Source organism: Dethiothermospora halolimnae, assembly GCF_037577855.1.
Lineage (GTDB): Bacteria > Bacillota > Clostridia > Tissierellales > VENL01 > Dethiothermospora > Dethiothermospora halolimnae.
Map to the genome: position 1 here is coordinate 18159 of NZ_JBAKFX010000039.1, position 20559 is coordinate 38717.

13 protein-coding genes and 2 CRISPR repeat arrays are annotated in these 20559 nt (G+C 28.2%); of the genes, 3 read left to right on the forward strand and 10 right to left on the reverse strand.

Annotation, left to right across the window (positions count from 1 at the left end):
- The first annotated feature begins 328 nt into the window (after positions 1-328).
- Positions 329-1096 (forward strand): polysaccharide deacetylase family protein, encoded by a 768-nt coding sequence (locus V6137_RS14340; protein WP_425448640.1) that lies wholly within the window; start codon positions 329-331, stop codon positions 1094-1096.
- Positions 1097-1152: 56 nt separating this feature from the next.
- Here V6137_RS14340 and V6137_RS14345 read toward each other — a convergent pair whose 3' ends face one another.
- The 9 genes from V6137_RS14345 to cas6 form a co-directional block, all read right to left on the reverse strand.
- Positions 1153-3093, reverse strand: a complete 1941-nt coding sequence (locus V6137_RS14345; RefSeq protein ID WP_425448641.1) for an endonuclease MutS2 — start codon at positions 3091-3093, stop codon at positions 1153-1155.
- 383 nt (positions 3094-3476) lie between these two features.
- Positions 3477-5654: a CRISPR direct-repeat array (repeat unit 30 nt; unit sequence GTTTCAATTCCTCATAGGTAGTCTATAAAC).
- A gap of 296 nt (positions 5655-5950) precedes the next feature.
- Positions 5951-8332, reverse strand: coding sequence for a hypothetical protein (locus tag V6137_RS14350; RefSeq protein WP_425448642.1), 2382 nt, complete (start codon positions 8330-8332; stop codon positions 5951-5953).
- A gap of 2 nt (positions 8333-8334) precedes the next feature.
- On the reverse strand, positions 8335-8760 hold the full coding sequence (locus V6137_RS14355) for a hypothetical protein (protein WP_425448643.1): 426 nt from the start codon (positions 8758-8760) through the stop codon (positions 8335-8337).
- A complete protein-coding gene (locus tag V6137_RS14360) occupies positions 8753-10108 on the reverse strand; it encodes an RAMP superfamily CRISPR-associated protein (RefSeq protein WP_425448644.1) in 1356 nt (451 codons plus the stop codon). The genes V6137_RS14355 and V6137_RS14360 overlap by 8 nt, the downstream gene beginning before the upstream one ends.
- Before the next feature lies 1 nt (position 10109).
- Entirely contained in the window at positions 10110-11807 is a 1698-nt protein-coding gene (locus V6137_RS14365; protein WP_425448645.1) for an RAMP superfamily CRISPR-associated protein, read from the reverse strand.
- Complete coding sequence (locus tag V6137_RS14370) at positions 11800-12486, reverse strand: RAMP superfamily CRISPR-associated protein (protein WP_425448646.1); 687 nt, start codon at positions 12484-12486, stop codon at positions 11800-11802. Before V6137_RS14370 ends, V6137_RS14365 begins: the two co-directional genes overlap by 8 nt.
- Positions 12479-14176, reverse strand: coding sequence for a Cas10/Cmr2 second palm domain-containing protein (locus tag V6137_RS14375; RefSeq protein WP_425448647.1), 1698 nt, complete (start codon positions 14174-14176; stop codon positions 12479-12481). Before V6137_RS14375 ends, V6137_RS14370 begins: the two co-directional genes overlap by 8 nt.
- Positions 14177-14201: 25 nt before the next feature.
- On the reverse strand, positions 14202-15074 hold the full coding sequence (locus V6137_RS14380; protein ID WP_425448648.1) for an NARF domain-containing protein: 873 nt from the start codon (positions 15072-15074) through the stop codon (positions 14202-14204).
- A gap of 323 nt (positions 15075-15397) precedes the next feature.
- A CRISPR array of direct repeats spans positions 15398-16297; the repeat unit is 30 nt; unit sequence GTTTCAATTCCTCATAGGTAGTCTATAAAC.
- A 186-nt stretch (positions 16298-16483) separates the two neighbouring features.
- Complete coding sequence (gene cas6, locus V6137_RS14385; protein ID WP_425448652.1) at positions 16484-17221, reverse strand: CRISPR-associated endoribonuclease Cas6; 738 nt, start codon at positions 17219-17221, stop codon at positions 16484-16486.
- Between the two features lie 161 nt (positions 17222-17382).
- Between cas6 and V6137_RS14390 the strand changes: the two genes are divergently transcribed.
- Positions 17383-18744: an MATE family efflux transporter gene (locus V6137_RS14390; protein ID WP_425448649.1), complete on the forward strand. Its 1362-nt coding sequence runs from the start codon at positions 17383-17385 to the stop codon at positions 18742-18744.
- A 168-nt stretch (positions 18745-18912) separates the two neighbouring features.
- The gene (locus V6137_RS14395) at positions 18913-19248 is read left to right on the forward strand and encodes a hypothetical protein (RefSeq protein ID WP_425448650.1); all 336 of its coding nucleotides are present in this window, start codon (positions 18913-18915) and stop codon (positions 19246-19248) included.
- Between the two features lie 28 nt (positions 19249-19276).
- On the opposite strand, the gene V6137_RS14400 is transcribed toward V6137_RS14395, so the two are convergent.
- On the reverse strand, positions 19277-20296 hold the full coding sequence (locus tag V6137_RS14400) for a hypothetical protein (protein WP_425448651.1): 1020 nt from the start codon (positions 20294-20296) through the stop codon (positions 19277-19279).
- Positions 20297-20559 lie beyond the last annotated feature (263 nt).

Consider the following 20559-nt stretch of genomic DNA (forward strand, 5'->3'; position numbering starts at 1 on the left):
ATATACTTCAAAGATCTTTATAAAATAAAGATTCTTTGATGACATTATTTAGATTAAATCGTTATACATAACTATAGGTTTTAATATGTTTATTATAATTAAATAATATAAAAGTATCTAATTTAAAATATATTGTTTTACTTTTATAGATATGACTTTAAATATTTTCTCAATATTATATATTATTTCTATATTTTATTTTTAATCCCTTTATTTTCTTTTTGTTTTATAGATGTTATATAACAAAATATCATTGATATGTAATATATGGTATAATTATAACTGAAATATTTTTAAAGTAAAATTAATACTGAGGGAGGCTATATATATGAAATTAATATGGGGACTGGTATTAACACTCTTTATATCTTTTTATTTAGGAAGTATTGATTATAATATAGATAGTTTTTCAATAAATAAAAAGGAAATCCATGGTATAATACTGAAACCTGTTAATGAGAAAAAAGGTAGCTATTATATAACTAATCAAGAGTATAGAAAGAATAATATAAAAATAAACTACCCTAAAATTACTAACCTTAATGATGCTAAAAGACAAAACACAATTAACACTCTACTAAAAGATGAAGCCTTAAAAATAATTGATTATTATGATACTATAGAAAAAAAGTTAACTTTGGAAATAAACTATACTATTAAACTAAAAACAAATAATTTATTAAGTATTGCATACTCTGGTTTAGGATACGTTAAAGGGGCTGCATACCCTAACAATCATTTCTACACAACCAATATAGATATTAATAACGGGAATAGATTGAGATTAAAAGATATTATAGAAATAGATGATGAATTGATAAAGAAAATTCAGAAAGGGAATTTTAAAGCACCTAAAAATAGACGTACTATAATTTTAAATAAACTTGATTCTAAAAACACACTGAAAAATTTTTCGAAATCAGACTCACTAGCCAATATTACTGAAGGAAGGGATAATTATATCTTCACCTATCTAACACCTTCTTCTCTGGGTATAAGTATTAATGTTATCCATGCCCTTGGTGATCATATAGAGTTTGAAATAGACTATCAACATATATTAGAAAATATAAAGCTAAAATATCTTAAACCTTAAAAAGGTGATAGTGATAAAAACTTTTATCACTATCACCTTTCAATTATTTAAGTTCACTAAAATTCTCTTCTATCTCTTTTTATCTGATTTACTTCATCGATTTTTTCCTTTACTTCGTCTAGATCTTTAAACCTTCCTTTAGCCATTTCTTTCTCTAACTTTCTTTCATCCCATGTTATAAATATCTGGTCTAAATCATATCCTTCGGGATAAAGAACTTCTCTTTTTAGATGAAGCTTTAGTCTTTTTTCATTGACCTTTATAAACTTATTATCAACTAATACACTTAAGTTATTAAATTCATCTACTGCCTTATATACTACTCCCCTTTTATTATTATCCAATAATATAACTGAATCCCCTTTTCTAAACTTTTCTTTTTTAATATCCTTCTTCACCTTATTTTCTTTATTAATTCTTCTTTTAAAAACCACATCTTTTATGTCAAAATGGATATCATCCTCTTCTCTGCTATTTATATATTTTTCAGCTAAGCTTAACACACTGTCTTTCATTCCCATCTTTTTAGAAATCCATAGAGCATTTGATGTCCCAGCTTTTCCTATTATTAACCTATATAGGGGTGCCAATGTTTCAGGATCAAAGGCCATACACCCGTTTTCAAAGCCTTTATGTTTATTAGCAAAGTCTTTTATTTCTCCATAGTGGGTAGTTGCCACAGTGATGCTTCCCTGTTTATAAAGTTCATGTAAGATGGCAGCTGCTAAACCAGCCCCTTCTCTTGGGTCAGTTCCTGTTCCTATTTCATCAAATAATACTAAACTAGAGTACTTTGCCTTATTCATGATGTTAATGATATTCTCTATATGACCAGAAAAGGTACTTAATGATTGTTCTATACTTTGTTTATCTCCAATATCCACTAATATTCTATCAAATATACATATCTCTGTACCTTCTTTAGCAGGAACATGTATCCCTGACTGAGCCAATAGAGTTAAAAGTCCTATGGTTTTTAAAGCTATAGTTTTTCCTCCAGTATTTGGGCCAGTTATTATCAATGTTCTATATTCCTTTCCTATTTTGAAGTCAAGGGGTGTAACATCCCCTTCTAATAATGGGTGTCTTCCTTCAATTATATCAATGTAATCTTCTTCATTTAAAATAGGTTCTATGGCATCTATTTCTAGAGCATATTTTGCCTTTGCAAATATAAGATCATATTCAGCCATCAATTCTATATTTAATTTTATCTCCTTTATATACAGGTCTATATAGCCTGTTACCGTAGATAATATCTGATATTCTTCTATTTCTTCATCATTATCAAGGCTTAGCATTTCTTGGGATAATTTTCCCAAAGCCTTTGGTTCTATAAAAGCGGTGGAACCGGTGGCTGATATTTCAACTACATTTCCTTCAACTAAATTTTTATATGTTGCTTTTATTGGTAACACATACTTTCCCCTTCGCTTACTTACAAAGCTATCTTGTAGATACTTTTTATACTTTGGAGAATTTAACATTCCATTCACTTTTTTTTCTATCTTTTCTTCTAATATCATCTTCTTTCTTCTAATCTTTGATAAAGTATTACTTGCCTTGGAACTAACTCTACTCCCTTCAATAGAAGAATTAATTTCATCTTCTATATCCTTAAATTCAGACAAAACACTACTATAGCCACTTAATGTAGAAGCTATAAAATCCTGCTTCATCATAAAGCTCTTCATTTTTCTAGATGCCCTTAAAAAGTCTGATACTTTATTAAGCTCTGATGGTTTTAATATAATGCCCTTTTCTATTTTGCTTATTATATCCTCTATATCATGAAGCCCTTGAAGAGGTGGCAATCCAGAAGTATTTATAATCTTTTTAGCCTCTGTTGTATCATTTAATTTTTTCTTAATAACATCAATGTTTGTATTAGGTGTAATCTTATCTACTAATTTTTTCCCTAAATGACTTACTGTAAATTCTTTAATGTTTTCCTTTACCTTATGATATTCTAATGTTCTCATTGTTTCTAAATTCACTAATATACCTCCTATTTTAAAGTCAAAAGGAGATACTTTCCGTACTTAATTCCCTTTATATTACATTCTATCTGATTTATAAGAGTTTTTGGGTATAAAAAAACCGTAGATAAGCATCTACGGTAATATATACATCCCATCATTTTATAAAACGACATTAAGACATAGAGCCACCAATTGTGGACTTATGTGGGTATTTATATATGCTTATTCTTCTTTAAGGAAATTAGGTACAACAAAGATAAGGGTCTCCCCTCCTGACTTTGATACTTAATTTCTTATTAACTTTGATTAAAGAAGAATAACCTCACTCATAAAAATACCTCACTTTATTATCGTTATATATATTATATTGCTATTTTTTTACTTTGTCAACTGAAGAGACTTTTATTCCTTATAGGTAGTCTATAAACCTAATAAGTTCCGAAGGGGTACTATTAAATATGATGAAAGTTTCAATTCCTTATAGGTAGTCTATAAACTTGGAATACCTATAAAAGATGGTGATGACATAAAAATAAGTTTCAATTCCTCATAGGTAGTCTATAAACAGTAAAAAGGTTCAAAGTTATATAGAAGATATAACTGTGTTTCAATTCCTCATAGGTAGTCTATAAACGAATGAAACTTGGGAAGAAGGTTATAAAGCTTTAGAAAGTTTCAATTCCTCATAGGTAGTCTATAAACCAATAGCTATCCTTGAAGAAGACATAGTGATGGAAGAGTTTCAATTCCTCATAGGTAGTCTATAAACTTCTATGTTGTACTGTATCTACTTCCTTTAGTGCTTTGTTTCAATTCCTCATAGGTAGTCTATAAACGGTTAGAGATTATGACCTACTACTAGTAGTGTCAGAGAAGTTTCAATTCCTCATAGGTAGTCTATAAACTTCTCTACTACGTAAGTCAACCCGTTAGAATAACTATCGTTTCAATTCCTCATAGGTAGTCTATAAACTAATATTCTTGAACCTAAAGGAATATTTTCACCTTTGTTTCAATTCCTCATAGGTAGTCTATAAACAATTGCTTGAAATGAAAAAGAATGAAAGTTTGATAAAGTTTCAATTCCTCATAGGTAGTCTATAAACTAAATTAGAGATTATACCATCTTCAAAGATGGTGAAGTTTCAATTCCTCATAGGTAGTCTATAAACTCAACTTTAAGGCTCAATACATCATGGAAAAAAAGTTTCAATTCCTCATAGGTAGTCTATAAACAGCTATATGCACTAAGAGAGGAAATATTCAGCATTAAGTTTCAATTCCTCATAGGTAGTCTATAAACTATGAACCACGTTATTTCAAAGTAGGTGATCATCTGAGTTTCAATTCCTCATAGGTAGTCTATAAACGGTTTTAAAAATTGCACATTTGAGAATTTCAAGGTAGAGTTTCAATTCCTCATAGGTAGTCTATAAACGGATGATATGTCAGAACTATCTAAACCTTCTGTTATAGTTTCAATTCCTCATAGGTAGTCTATAAACTAACCCCCAAAGCTCAGACAGTACTGAGAATAACGATGTTTCAATTCCTCATAGGTAGTCTATAAACCCCTAGCCGCCACAACATCACTCGGAGTTCTATTATCGTTTCAATTCCTCATAGGTAGTCTATAAACACTCCTTTTAATTTTTTAACTTAAAACCCTAATTTTAGTTTCAATTCCTCATAGGTAGTCTATAAACTATTAAGTTTCTAGACAGGAAAGATGGACAAGCTGAGTTTCAATTCCTCATAGGTAGTCTATAAACGTTCCTATTGAATATCTAACACCGTTCTTATAACAAGGTTTCAATTCCTCATAGGTAGTCTATAAACGTAAATGCAAAATCAAACGATATTATATGGACTACATTGTTTCAATTCCTCATAGGTAGTCTATAAACACATACAAAAACAAGGTGGAGAGTGTCAGCTATTTTGGTTTCAATTCCTCATAGGTAGTCTATAAACGATAGTGCCATAGGTCACCAATCAACAGCTGATATAATGAGTTTCAATTCCTCATAGGTAGTCTATAAACAGATATACCAAAGGTTATGAGTTATGAGTATATTAGATGTTTCAATTCCTCATAGGTAGTCTATAAACATTGTACTTAATCCATTGTAATTACTATGTTAGAGTAGTTTCAATTCCTCATAGGTAGTCTATAAACGTTTTCATATGCAGTATTTTATTAAAGATAAAAAGTTTCAATTCCTCATAGGTAGTCTATAAACAGATTTTTTTCAGTTGCTATGCCTATTACATTCGTGTTTCAATTCCTCATAGGTAGTCTATAAACGCTACTAGATATGGAACAGAGAATGACCAAAAGAGTGCGTTTCAATTCCTCATAGGTAGTCTATAAACTTATGGTCGCTATACTAGAGCATACCCTCTTATAACGTTTCAATTCCTCATAGGTAGTCTATAAACTATTATCTAGTGCATGGAATACTAAGGGATATGATATGTTTCAATTCCTCATAGGTAGTCTATAAACGGTGCCAACTCTATAGCAATAAGCGACAAAGATACTAGTTTCAATTCCTCATAGGTAGTCTATAAACCCATTACACATATTGATATTACCACATCCATTCCTTATTGTCAATTTTTCCTAGAACCCTTTAATTCCTACTATATTACTATGGCTTTACCAATAGAAGCATTGATATTAAGCCATTTACACAAAAAAATAAAGTGTCGTCGACCTCCCGGGGTTTTTGCACTACCTAGGGTCGACGACACTTTGAAATTTGATTTTGAAACTATATATTATTATATAAATTCCTTAGATTATTTAGTTTTAAATTATTTACTGACATTTATATAAATAATACTAAAACAAAACAACTTAATATAATCATCTATCAATTTCTTTTAATAATTTCTTCAGAACCTCATTATCCTTTAAACTATTCAATTCTCTAGATTGATGCTTTTTATTCTTAGACGACTTTTTTTTATAATTATTATTTCCCTTGTTTTTATTTGATTTTCTGTCATACTTGTTATAATTACTTTTTTCGTTTTTCCCTTTTATAAGTTCATCTACAGTTGCAAGCACCTCTTCTTTTTTATAACCTCCCCCCCTTTTATTATTCCAATTATATTTAACGTTACATTTATCTTTAATTATAGTTTTACTTCTTATATAGGTTTCTATTGTATTAGTTTTTAGATAATCTTTTCTTTCATCTATTTGTCTATCCATCTTATTGGTGTATTTAGTAATATAATTTTTCTTTTCATCATAACTCTTTTCAGTGTAATGATTTTTTTCAAAATCCATATCAAATATACTTTTATTTTCCAATACATTAACAGAATCAATATCTATTTTAACTTTTCCATATCCATATGGTTTAGCTCCGCCTATTAAATCATAAGTTTCTTCCTTCTTAATAAGTTCACTTTCATTTTGAAGCTCCTTTATATCTACACTAAGCATTAACAATCCCAGTTCTTCTTCTGTTAAATTGTTAAAATATATTCTTCCCTTTAAATTAATATCCTTTTTCATAGGAATCACTATTTTTTCAGATAACAAATCATCTCCCTTTTCTTTTTTATCCTTTATTGGATTTATAGTTTTATTTAATATTTTATAAAACTTATATCCTCTAAGTTGGCAGTCATCTTCATAAGACTTAATATCTTTTACGGTTTCAGCATTATCCTGTTTTAAATACATTTGAAATGCTGTTGCCTGTGGTGTCTGAAGATTAAATACCCTTGTATCTAAATCTTCTTCATTTAATTTTCCTTTTATGTCTATAGGAGAAAATCGAAGTCTTGATTTATATGATAAATATCTACCATCCTCTATTTCATTAGTATCTATATTAAGATCTTCTTTAGTATAACCAAATAATCCCCTTACATAATCTATTTTGTTGTGTTTTTCTTCTTTCAATAGATTATCTAAAGAATTTTTGTATTGTATTTTTAAATATGGAGTCCTGCCTATATTAGTTATTTCATCTCCATTTTTGTTAAGAGTAAAAAATACTACAGGGTAATTATTTTTTTCTTTTAAATCGCTATATGAATTAAAAATATTATAAAATTCTTTTATTTGATTTTTAGTTTCTTTACTACCCTTACTTATTCTAAATCTTTCCATATTATCATTATATACATTAATAAGATTATCTTCTATTCCATAGCAATTCCCATCTTCTTTTATTTTTCCCACCAAATAATGTCTCCTTTTGCTACTTGCATTTGTAGAACAAAATAATGTTCCTTCTAAATACTCTATAGTATTGTTTGTATTAAAAGAAATATGAGAAACTCCTCTATTTTGACTATTATTATAAAATACGTGTCTTTGATAGGGTCTAAAGCTACGCCTAGTTTCTTTAGACATAATTTTAGCATATATTCTAGCTTTATACTTTATTCTTTCTTTATATAACTTAAATAAATCACAGTGTTCTTTGTTTATTTTTTTTAATTCGTTATATAGCATATCACTTTTTTCTTCTATTATTTTTTTTATTTTTTCTTCACTTTTATATTTCAAATGCCACCTGTTAAAATTACCTTTTTCTATAAACACACTTGAATATTTATTATTATCTATATTATTATCTTTTCTATACTCTTTTATTTTTATAGTCAAATCTTCTATTTTTTTATTTAACTCTTTTAACCATTGTTTTTCCTTTCTATTCCAATCATACATTGTATTATAGCAATTCTTTGTATCCCCTTGATTAATCCACTCAATCAGTTTGGTTTCATCTATAGGATAAAACTTTTTTCCTCCTATTTCTTTAGCTTCTTTAACATAAAACTTATTTCCCTTTTTAATTAGATACCCCACATTCATTACCTGTTCTATTTTCTTATTGTCAATTCCTAATCTTTTTTCATAAGATTCTGATCTATTATCATTTGATGTAAAGTCTCTATATATCATAGGTCTCTTATCAATAAAAGTTGGATAACTGAAACTTAATATTTCCAGATTATTTCTAACTCTTCCCCTTAACGTACTACCCATAACAAAGTAATTTTCATCCATATCTTTTCTTAAATCTAAAATCAAATCTGACTTTGGAGTTATTGTGTACTCTATATATCCACTTAAATCAGCCCCTTGATTGTTGTTTATATATGATGGTGGCTTTTTCATATCATCTCTCAAATCATATGGATATACCCATTTGTCAGGGAAAGGTATGAAATTATAAGGAAGTGAAATTTTTTCTATTTCTTTGTCCTCTTCTTTTGCCACTGTTAATACACCTCCCTTATATCGTAAAGACAAGTCCTACTTGGATATGCTAAATGGTCTTCATATGACAGATACTCTCTGAAAATCAATTTCATCCTCTTAGATCCACTAAACCTAGAATTTAATAAATATTCTCTAGTTATATATCCATCATTAGTACAACAATTATGACTAGTTGTAACTACTTTAAATCCATCTTCAACCCTATATATAAAATATTCATGATTTTCATTGAAAAATCTTGCTTCTAAAATCTCATTATCAAAATCAAAGTCTTTATCTGACTTATTGAAACCACTTATAATATTATCAATAGTATCTTTTTGTATTTTTACCTTCACATCACTTAAAGTGTGAATAAGATAAAAATATTTTTCAATATTATTACATTCATTTTTTAATATCTCTAAAAAATCCCTTCTAACCATTATTATCACCATCTTCTATAAACTGTTTAAGCTCATTTTTAAGATTTACCAAATACTTTCTTCCCTCTTCATTTAAGCTAGCTTTTCCATCCTTTAACTCTATACTATGTTCTTGGCTTATTATTCCATCTTCTATCGTAAGCTTCTCACCTCTAAATTCTCCTAACCCCTTATTAGTAGCTCCTCCTATAGGTATAAATCCCAAACCAATATTTCTTAAAATAATTATAATAGGATATAAAAAATATTTATAATCAATATCATCTTCTTGTTTTTTAACAAACTGCAAGTTTATCCTGGCTTTTCCCTTTATTTCTTCATGGGTTATACATGCACTATTCATAACCCCTCCTGTTAATCTATCAATTTTATTATATACAGGATTAGTTTCATCACTATCCATTCTGTTGATTTCTATTTTTTTTGACTCATTTATATACACATCTTCAAATTTCAGTTTTCCTCTATGCTGTTTTTTATAAGTCTTTCCTCCCATAAAAACAGTTAAATATTCATCTTTTATATCACTTTGCTTAAATAATCTAGCTAAGTTACTTCTTATAAGTCCCCTTATGCTAGTCGCAGGTATGTAATATCCTTGTTTATTCTTTTGTAAGCCAGTAACTGCCTTATCCTTTTCATCTTTTTTTTCAAAACTTTGATAAACTCCATATGGAAAACTTCCTTCTAAAACTATGTTTACAATATTATTTTCTTCATGTCTACTATCAAGTTGATATTTAAAAATTTCCCCTTCTACACTATCTCTTTTCTTTATAAAATTTTCGAAGTCTTTTTTATTGGTCAAATCATAAACCTTTTTCATTATTTTCTCTATTTCAAGTTTTCCAAAACCATTGTTTATTTGACCACCAAAAGTTATATACTCCTTTTCTATTCCACAAGCTATTTTTTCTACTAAATCATCTATTTCATTTTCTATATATTTATCCTCTATTTCTATATCAAAATCTAATTTTTCTCCTATAGGTATATAATTAAATTGGTATTTACCACCATCACATGCTACACCTGTGTCATAATCTATTTTCGTTCCTTCTTTAATCTCTGGCTTAAATTCTTCATTATTACTTATTTTTATGTTTCCATCGGTTATTCTCAACTTACTTTCTTTAAAATCTTCTTGAGTTTTGCCACCTAAATATTTTTTTATATCTATGTCTTTATGTTCTAATTCAAAGTAAGAACGTATGACTCCAGCTATTGAATTTCCCATTAAAAATGGTTTATCATAGGAATCTTTTAATAATTCCCCTTTTTCTGAACTTCCAAAATATAATGGTGATTTTGCTTTTAATTTAAATCTATATCTAACAAACTTGCTCAAATTACTCCCCCCTTTCCTCTTTTCTTAATTCTATATATAAAATTTCTTGTAAAAAATCTATTAAAAACTCTCTTTTCATCCCTATAATATCTTTTTTAAAATACAAATTATGATAAAACAATTGAGCTTTTTTACAACCTATTTTTTCATCTACAAAATCACTTATCTCTTTGTGTTTTTTATAGTCTTTATCTTTTTCTAACTCATAAATATATTCCATTATTTTGCTAAAGTTTTCATCCTTTATAGAAAATCTTTCTTTATTACTCATATAATTTCGATTATATTTAGGTTGTTTTTTTCTGTCTTCTCTTTTTAATTTAATTATATCTTTCATATTTTTTATATGACTAGCTTTTAACTCATTTATTATTATGATGTCTTTTTCCTTTAGGTAAATATGTTTAATCCATCTCTTTTTCCCTTGAGATAGTCCTTTAGATATTATTTCTAAATTTGTTTTAGTATCATCACTTATATCTTTTTTGTTCTCATTATCATTACTCTCAGAGTTCCCATCTTCATTATAATCTCCAACTAATTTTACAGGTTCTATATTTAGTTGTTGTGGATATTCTATATTACAAGCAATCCATCCATATCCATCATTTGTCCTCATACCTCTAAGCCTAGATTCTAATACCTCCATTTTTTCCTTATGTAACTTACCTTTGTATTTATACTTGATTATAGAACCTGCCTTCATTATACCTTCCTTTGGGTATCTAGCTCTCCACTTCATGTTAAACCCTTGAGAATAACTTCCTTTACAATATGCTCTTTTAAAACTAACCTCTTCTAAATTTAATGTATCTTTTAGATATTGACTATCTATATGATTAGATGGTTGTCCATTTTCATCTCTAAACATACAATCTGATAAACACTGTAGTACAAGTTCTTTGTTATTCTCTTTTAAATCATCTCTTTTAAATTTTAATCCCAATATTTTTTTTACTTCACTATAATTTTCAAAAACTTTTTTATTATCTAATTTTTCATTATTTATTATCTCTATTTTACAAAGTCCATATCCACTTCCCTTTGAACCACCTAAATATACTTTTTCATTCCCTCTTATTAATTCTGATAATTTTTTAATAATTTCTTTTTCTCCACTTACTAGTCCTATAAAAGTATGTCCTTTTGATATAGACTCATACCTAAATATATTATCTTTTTCTTTTTTATTTTTATTTTTCACTCCATTATGATGTAACCTATACTCTTTTTCAATTTTCACTGGTTCTAAAGGATTAGTTTCGTTAAACTTTACATATTTGTATTTTATATTATTTACTTTTCTTTTATTTTCTTCATTAGAGGAACTATTATAGTCTTTTAATAGATTTTTTATATCTATAGGAGTATTACTTTTAATTACTCTTTTTTCCCTAAAATCATGCTTATCTATCCTTAAATTTAGAGGTGTTGGTATAAATAATCCTTCTTTATTTTTATATGGATAAGCATTATAACAATTTATTTTATTTAATATTTTATACTTATAGTTTTCATTATTTTCATCTTTTAAATCATCATCAAGTTTTAATTTTTTCTTTAATAAATAGATTATAGCTCCCCTTAAGGTTGAACCTGGTATATAATCTTTAGAAGATTCTGCTTGATTTTTAGTCCCATTAGAGCCAATCTTAAGAGGTTCTAAATTTGTAATCTCTACAATTATGTAATTATTCACCTAAAATCACCTCCAAAGACTCTTCTATTGAAACTTCTTTATCGTCCTTTAATAATACAGCTTTTACCTTCCCTCTTCCCCTATTAGTACAACCCCCTATGTAATCTAAACTATTAACTATTATATTTAACAATGCCACTTGGTCTTTGGCAGGTTCTCTATCAAAATTAATATCACTAATAAAAATCAACCCATTTTTTACTGTATGATAACTACCTAATCGTTTATCTTTGATAATACCTTCTTCTAGCTGTATATGCGTCCTAATATTAGTTTGGGCTTCTATTAGATCATATTTGGTAATTCCTTTATATCCATCACTTTCACTATCTAAAATATTTATTTCTTTAATAATTTTCTTAACTTCTCCATTTATTTCTAGATTTGATAAATTCATAATACCTTTTTTCGTTTCGCTAATAGAATTATCATTAAACCTAGAACCAAATAACTCTAATAGCAAGTCCTCTATTATATCAGCTTTACTACTTATACTAAGTAGATTTTTCCCTATTAATTCTCCCCTTTCTTTTAAAACTCCTTTTAGTGTTTTAGCATGATAACACACAAATCCATCTTTATCCGTTAAAACTTTATTATTTACAGAGTTCTTCTGTTCTTCCCCACTATTAAATATTCCTTCAGATAAGAGCTCTACTCTTATTTTATAACTACTCATCCTCCTTTCCTCCTTTTTCTGTATCGTTTATATTTTCAAAAAACTCATATGTATCTATTACATCATTTAAAACAAAATAGTTTTTATAATCATTCCTTATCAAACCATACTTTTTTACCGTATTACTTTCTTTAGAGTCTTGCTCTATATAAATTTCTTTTATTTTACTAAATAATTCTTGTGTATGTTTGTCTCTTTTTTTAATTATTTCTGCTTTATAAGAACTGAATCCATCATAAAAATTTTGTTGTAAAAAATTTAGTGTAGACTTGGTTAGCTTTGATTGTTTTATAAGACTGTTTACTTGATTACATGTTCTCTTAAATTTTTCATATTTATATATTGATAATTCTTTAAACTCTATATCTTCTGAAACAATACAAGGTTTAACATGATATATGTCTTCGGTATAATTTTTTATATATTTTTCAAAGTCATAGTCTTCCTTGTTACTTCCTCTTATGATATTCCAATCTAATATGGACATCTCCATGTCTTTATACTTATTTTTGTCTATCCCTTTATCTTCTAGTATTTTAATGAATTTGTATTTGCTTTCCTTTGCCCTTTTGCACATCTCTTCTGCTTCTACATAAACATCAAAAAAAGGATAACCTATTTTATTAATTGAAACTCCTGCACAAGCCGTCAGCCTATCTTTATCATTCCTCTTTAAAAGTTCTTTTAAAGTTTTATACTCTGTAGTGTCTATATGTGAATTTTTTTCTATATTTTTTAATATTTCCGAAGCTGCATCTATAGCTATTTTGCCATCAACTATCAAACAAATATCATCCCCTGCTGATACAATAGGGGTTATGTATGGTCTTATAGGTTTTATCTCTTCTTTAAAAGTATGTAAATATTTGTCCAACTTTATTAGATAATCATTAATAGACTTTATGTATACATCTTGTATTTCTTCTCCTAGATTACCAAGTTCTTTAAAGTTCTTTGTCTTACTAACTAAATCTCCCATGCCATTGCCATCTAATGATATTATACCTATATACTTTTTGTTTTTATCTTCACCATAGCTTTTATAATCTTCCATTTCATGTGTTATTTTTATTTCATCATATCTATAGTCAGATGAAAGATAATCTTTTAGATGTTTTTTTGCTTCATTTATTTCTTTTAAAGATTTTATATTTCTATGCTTATACTCTACTTCGTTACTACTTCTTGAATCTAAATATGCCCTTATATTTTCACTGCCCTCTATAGGATAGCCTGTTATTGAATCCAATACTTCTACTCCAAATGAACATTTTCTAAATCTAGATTTTCTTAAATCCTTTAGCCTATCTAACTCTTCGTTTAACTTCACTTTTATTTGGTTGCCTTTAATACCATCTTTTTTAGTATATAACGCTATATATAATTCTAACTCTGGATATTTTTCATATACCTTCTTAGAATAGTTCTTTATAAAGTCAACTGCATCATCTTTTTCTACAAAGGATAATATACTATTTCCTCCACCACAAAATTCTTTTTTATACTTGTCTTTATAGTTATTTAAAAAACTATCTAATGATAAAATATCTTTATCATTAGATACAGTATCTTTATTTGTATACTCTGTAATTCTTCTTATTATATCTGATGCATGTATATTATCCCTTAACTTATTACTTTTAAATATAAACTCCTGTTTCCCTGAAACATCTATCTTTATGTAATGCATTTTTACACCTCCTTGTAGTTGTTGTTTACGAATTTAACAAGTCATATAACTGTCGCTTTATAGTAGATTTGCTGTTTGAAAAGTTTATTCTATCTTCGTTTTCCTTATAAACGGGATGTTCTCTATTCAGTTTTTTCCCATAATATAGTACTTTGCAATTTTTAAACTCCTCTATTATTTGAAAGCTTTCTTCTTCAGAAATAGCCCCTTCTTTATTGTTTATTATTATTCCATCATATAGAATATTATCTGCCCCTTCTATTATTCCATTAGTCATTAGTGGATATGATTTTTCATAAGAACTAAGATATCCTTGTAACTTTTCACTTTTTTCTAAAGTTTTTGAAATGATTCCTAATTTATTATTTTTATAAACTTTTTTATCTTGTTCAACCTTCTCTATTAATTCCCTTAGAGCATTGACTCTTTTATTTGTTAGTTTACTTATCTCTTCAATAATCTTTTCTTCACATTCACTCTCTATACTTTTTTTAGCATCTTTAATAGATTTTCCACCTAATAAAAAGCCAAATATGACTAATGAAATTAATATATAAAACATATGCTTATACGTTTTTAATTCAATTATAATATCTGAATTACTACTAACCTTCTTCTCCAACTCCTTTATTCTGTCCTCTTTTTCTTTAATAAACTTCTCATATTGATATAAAACATTTTCTAAGTGAGATGCATAGTTTGCTGTAAGATCCCCATTTATCCCTTTGCTAATTTCATTTTTGGAACCTAATTTATTAACTTTAACTTCTAATAATTCCACTTTATCTAGTAACTCATCTTTACTAAGGTCAGTCCTCGAATTCTCCTCATAAGCATATAAAATACCAGTTCCTAAAAATAATATTAAAACTAATACTAATACTGTATTTTTCTTCATTTTTTTACCCCTTTCTAAGTATTCTCTATATGAATTTATATGTTTATTTTACCATAATAGTTCTTTAATTCTATTTATTTTGTTAATTTTCTTCAAAATTTTAATAATATTTTATAATTTCATGTTAATCTACCATATTTTTAATTTATAGAATCTCTTTTTATTAACAAGCAATATAAAAAGCTCTTTATTACGGTATCTATCTAAACCAATAATAAAGAGCTTTCTTCAATTATGCTTTATATATTTTTCAAATAAATTACTAACTTTTTTCTACTCTGATTTAATTTCTCTATTTTTCATTTGTCTTTACGGTGATATACGCAGCTGTTCCTTATAGGTAGTCTATAAACGCACTATGGAGATGCACAAGAACATTTAATCCAGAGTTTCAATTCCTCATAGGTAGTCTATAAACATCAAAATATAGATTTGTATGTTTTAGATGTTATGTGTTTCAATTCCTCATAGGTAGTCTATAAACTCTAGATTTGATGAAGTAAACGAGCAAAAGAAAGAATAGTTTCAATTCCTCATAGGTAGTCTATAAACTGGTGAATAGAGTAGAAAGGGGATTAAATTGACCGAGTTTCAATTCCTCATAGGTAGTCTATAAACTGGGATACGGTAATAGCGGGAGGGCTACTTGATGAAAAGTTTCAATTCCTCATAGGTAGTCTATAAACCTTGGCCATAAAGACCACAATATAACCATATTCCATAGTTTCAATTCCTCATAGGTAGTCTATAAACTGAACAGCTTGAACTATTGGCTGCAACATTTCAGCCGTGTTTCAATTCCTCATAGGTAGTCTATAAACATCCTCAATAATCCTTGTATAACCTTCTCTTTTTTTGTTTCAATTCCTCATAGGTAGTCTATAAACCTATAGCTAATTTATTAGCAGGAGCTCAAATTCCGTTTCAATTCCTCATAGGTAGTCTATAAACACCAAAACTTCTTATATTCTTTTTTCCTTCTCCTATCAAGTTTCAATTCCTCATAGGTAGTCTATAAACTTTATCAAAATCCAATCTAATCACCTACTTAGTCACGTTTCAATTCCTCATAGGTAGTCTATAAACAAATCTTGAAGAGTCTATAAGAGAGACTTTTAAATCTTAGTTTCAATTCCTTATAGGTAGTCTATAAACGGCAATCTTTTTCTTCCCAATACATCACCCCCTCTTAAGTTTCAATTCCTTATAGGTAGTCTATAAACCCATCACACACATTGATACTACCACATTCATTCCATATTGTCAATTTTTCCTAAATTACATTTAATCCCTCCCCTTTTACTGTAGATTCACTGATGAAAATATTGATATTAAGTCATTTACACATAAAAAACAAAGTGTCGTCGACCTCCCGGGGTTTTTGCATTACCTAAGGTCGACGACACTTTTTATAATGCTTTTACAAATCCAAAACCTTGACTATTTTTGCTGCCTAATCCTGTTTCCATTCCTAATTTGACTAGATCCTTTGGTCCTGATATTTTTATAAGTCCAGTATAACCCTTTATTATAAAACCTTTGTATTTTACTAAGTTAAATCTAAGATTATTTATTGGCATTATCTTCACTAGACCATTATCTGGTTCCTTATTATAATAGGATTTATATTTCTTCCTTAGATTATTTGTTATAAGTTCATTATATTCTGCGTCTCCAGGCCTATAATAATAAGTGTATTTCTTTCCATTTTCCTTTTTTATTGTAGAATACATAACTATTGGTGATAATAGCCTTAGTTTTTCAAAGGACCTTTTATGTTCTTTAACTTCTATAGATACTATTTCTATCTGCTGATTATTTAATATATGTTCTTCTTTTATCAGCATATTAGATGCAAAGGTTCGACAAAACTTTTCTATGGGAGATGAGACTAAGAGCTCTATTTGGTCTTCAAATACTATTTCTTTTTTCTTTTTGTTTATTTTATATTTTCCCTTAACATTTGAGAATGTAAACATTTTGAAGCTTCTTTTATTATTCAAATATCCTTTTTCATGTAGAAATTCTGCTAAATTTTCATCTATATTATTATAAATAAATCCCTGGATAATATGGTTATAGTGTATAGGTAATACTATATAGGACTTATTTTTAGGCTTAATTTTTATTTTTATATACATATTCATCACCTTGTATTTTTATTTTATATATTCCATTATATAACTCCAATTTATATTTTACAATTATGTTTTATGAAGAATCTATAACAGCCAATAAAATTTATTTTGATACTCGAAATAATTAATGATATAATTATCTTTGATATCATAATGTTTGGAGGAATTATATGAGTTTTTTAAAGAAACGAGATCTAATACTTAATGGTAATATGTATAAAGTAATAGTTACATTAGCTTTACCAATTATGTTAAATAACTTTATGCAAACTGTTTACAATCTTACTGATACATTCTTTGTAAGTACAATTGGGGATGATGCAGTTGCGGCTATGACCCTTGTGTGGCCAGTTATATTTTTTATGATGTCTATTGGAATGGGAGTATCTATAGCAGGTACGGCTCTAATATCCCAGTATACCGGTTCCGATAGATTGGATGATGCAACGGATATAGCAGGCCAAGTGGTTAGCTTTTCCTTTGTATTTTCATTAACCCTTGGTATTATAGGTTTTTTTCTGGCCCCTAGCATAGTTAATTGGATGGGAGCAGAGGGTGATGTTTACAGATATGGGGTTAATTTTTTAAGCATTATGTTTTTAGGTCTTCCCACAATGTTCATATTTTTTGCCTTTCAGTCTATAAAGCAAGGGCAAGGAGATACTTTTACACCCATGTTATATGGCGGCGCTTCTGTTATTTTAAATATAGGATTAGATGCATTATTTATAATGGTCCTAGGCTTTGGTATAAGGGGAGCTGCAATAGCCACTGTTACTGCTAGGGGAATATTTAGTTTTATTGCTATATATAGATTGTTTTCTCCATCTGGTGGAATACAGCTTACTAGAAGACATCTTAATATAAATCCTAGAGTATTAAGAAAGTTGATAAAGGTAGGACTTCCTGCTTCTATAGGTCAATCAACCGCTGCATTTGGATTTATCATATTAAATAAATTCATTATTTCATTTGGTGATTCCACTATGACAGCCTTTGGTATAGGTAATAGGATAAATTCGTTAATACTTATGCCAGCAATGGGTATCGGTAATGCCCTTGCCACAATAGTTGGTCAAAATTTAGGTGCCGATAATGTACCAAGGGCAAAAAGTGCCATAAAGAAAAGTGCCATATTATCCACTATAGTATTGGCTTTAGGTGGAGCTACAATATTTATGATAGCCGATTCTGTTGTGGGATTATTTACCGATAGTAAAGATGTTTTGAGTCAAGGTATATTCTATCTTAAACTTATAACTTCAGCCATTCCTTTAATGGGATTCTTCCAAATATTTGTTGGAACTTTCCAAGGGTCTGGACATACTAAAATGGCCATGGTTATGATGGCAGGTCGTCTATGGTTGCTTAGAATACCATTAATATTGATATTTAAAAATTTCACTGATTTGGGTACCCGATCCGTTTGGTATGCCATGATATTAAGTAATTTTATAATATGTTTAATAGGTTATGGTATGTATCTTACAGGAAAATGGGAAAGGAAGATAATAAAGAAGAGATCTATTTAAAAGGTCTCTTTTTTATTTCCATTTATTTCAAGAATATGTTATAATATAATTAAATATATATTAATATAGGTCATAATAAAATTAACTTCTTTTTATCTTTTCACACATCATATCTTAGATTATATATCAATTTCAAACTTAAACTATTAATTTATTTGGGGTGATGCAATGGAAAAACATGAAGTAAGGAAAGCCTATGAAAGGGCCAAACAAATGAGATGGATAAGCTTCATTATAGGTGGGTTTGGTACTATTTTTATTATATTATTCGGACTACCATTAATGTCTTTAATCCTTAAAATTCCTATTATAAATAATATTCCTACCCCTATTCTAGGTACAGTAGCTTTTATCCCAGCAATTATTTTTCTCATTATATATTATAAAAATTGGAGATGCCCTGTATGTAATAGGGTTCTACCTAGGGATTTACCCATTAAATACAACTATGTGTTTTGTCCATCATGTGGAGCTGAACTTGAAATAAGGGAAAAAATGATATAAAAATATGGGACTAAATAGTCCCATATTTTTATTGGATTGGCATCATCATTTGATTTTGCATCTCCATCATATTCATTGAATTTTCTTCTGTTAATTCTGGAAGTTCCACTGTTATGTCTCCATTTATATTCCATACATTTATCTTACCGTTAAGTGCCACTGATATATCTTCCCCAGTTTCTTGATCTTTTCCAGTTACAGCGATTTCAAAATCTAATTTTCTAAGATTATTATCACTATCTATAAAATAATTTATTGCTATCTTATCAAAATTAATTTCATTTTCAAGCTCTTTAAATCCTTCTTCTACTTGCTTCTTCATCTCATCAAATTGGGAATTTATTTCTTCTTCAGATAATTCTGCTCCTTGCATGTTAGAAGTTGTTTTCATGCTTTTTACAAAGTATTTTCTCATATTTTCATCTTCTATCATTGATATTACTATATCCTTTATAAGCCCTTTAGCTTCTTCGTTGGTAACATCTATAGCCAAGTGAGTAGTATCTACTTTTTTACCTTCTATCTCTATTTCCTTGTCACCATTTTCTTTAATGTAATCTTCTTTTACACTTCCAAGTAAGCTTTTAGCCATATCCCTAGATATGTTAGTAAACTCTTCTTGTTCCTCTTTAGTTACACCTAATGTTTCTTCGTTCATATCCATGTATAAATATTGTGGTATCATAGGTATCTTCATAACAATTTTTTCAGCTGTTGAGAACATCTCCATAGTATATGACATTCCACCTAAGTTAACAGCCATTTCAGCCTTTGACTTTTTATTTTCCATATCTGTCTTTGCATTGATGTTAATCTTTGCATTATTAAACATTTGTAAATATGCCCCAGTCATTGGGTCACTAGATGGTATATCGAAGTTAAATCCTATTTCACCACTTTGTTCAGCAGATTTCATATCCATCATATTGTTAACTGCTTTATCTAATTTCTCCTTAGGAGTAAGGGATTCATTGCTTCCACATCCTGCTAACAAAGTTACTGATAATAATAATGCCAGTGCTACTAATAATATTTTATTTTTTTTCATACCTGTGCATCGGTTATAAAATCATAAAAATTAACCGATTGCCCCCTTTCCATATTTTTATAATTGTATTATGATTTTGAGCTATCCATACTATTGTAATAGATAGTTAATATATAATCAAGTGTTTTTATATTCCATCAGAAATTTCGCATCTAATTTCCAGTAAAAATTTTACTCATACAAAAAATGTTTATTATACACATTTTACTATTAATGGGTATCAAAAGACCGTTTGGCCCTAAAAAAGGATACACTTTCCCCCT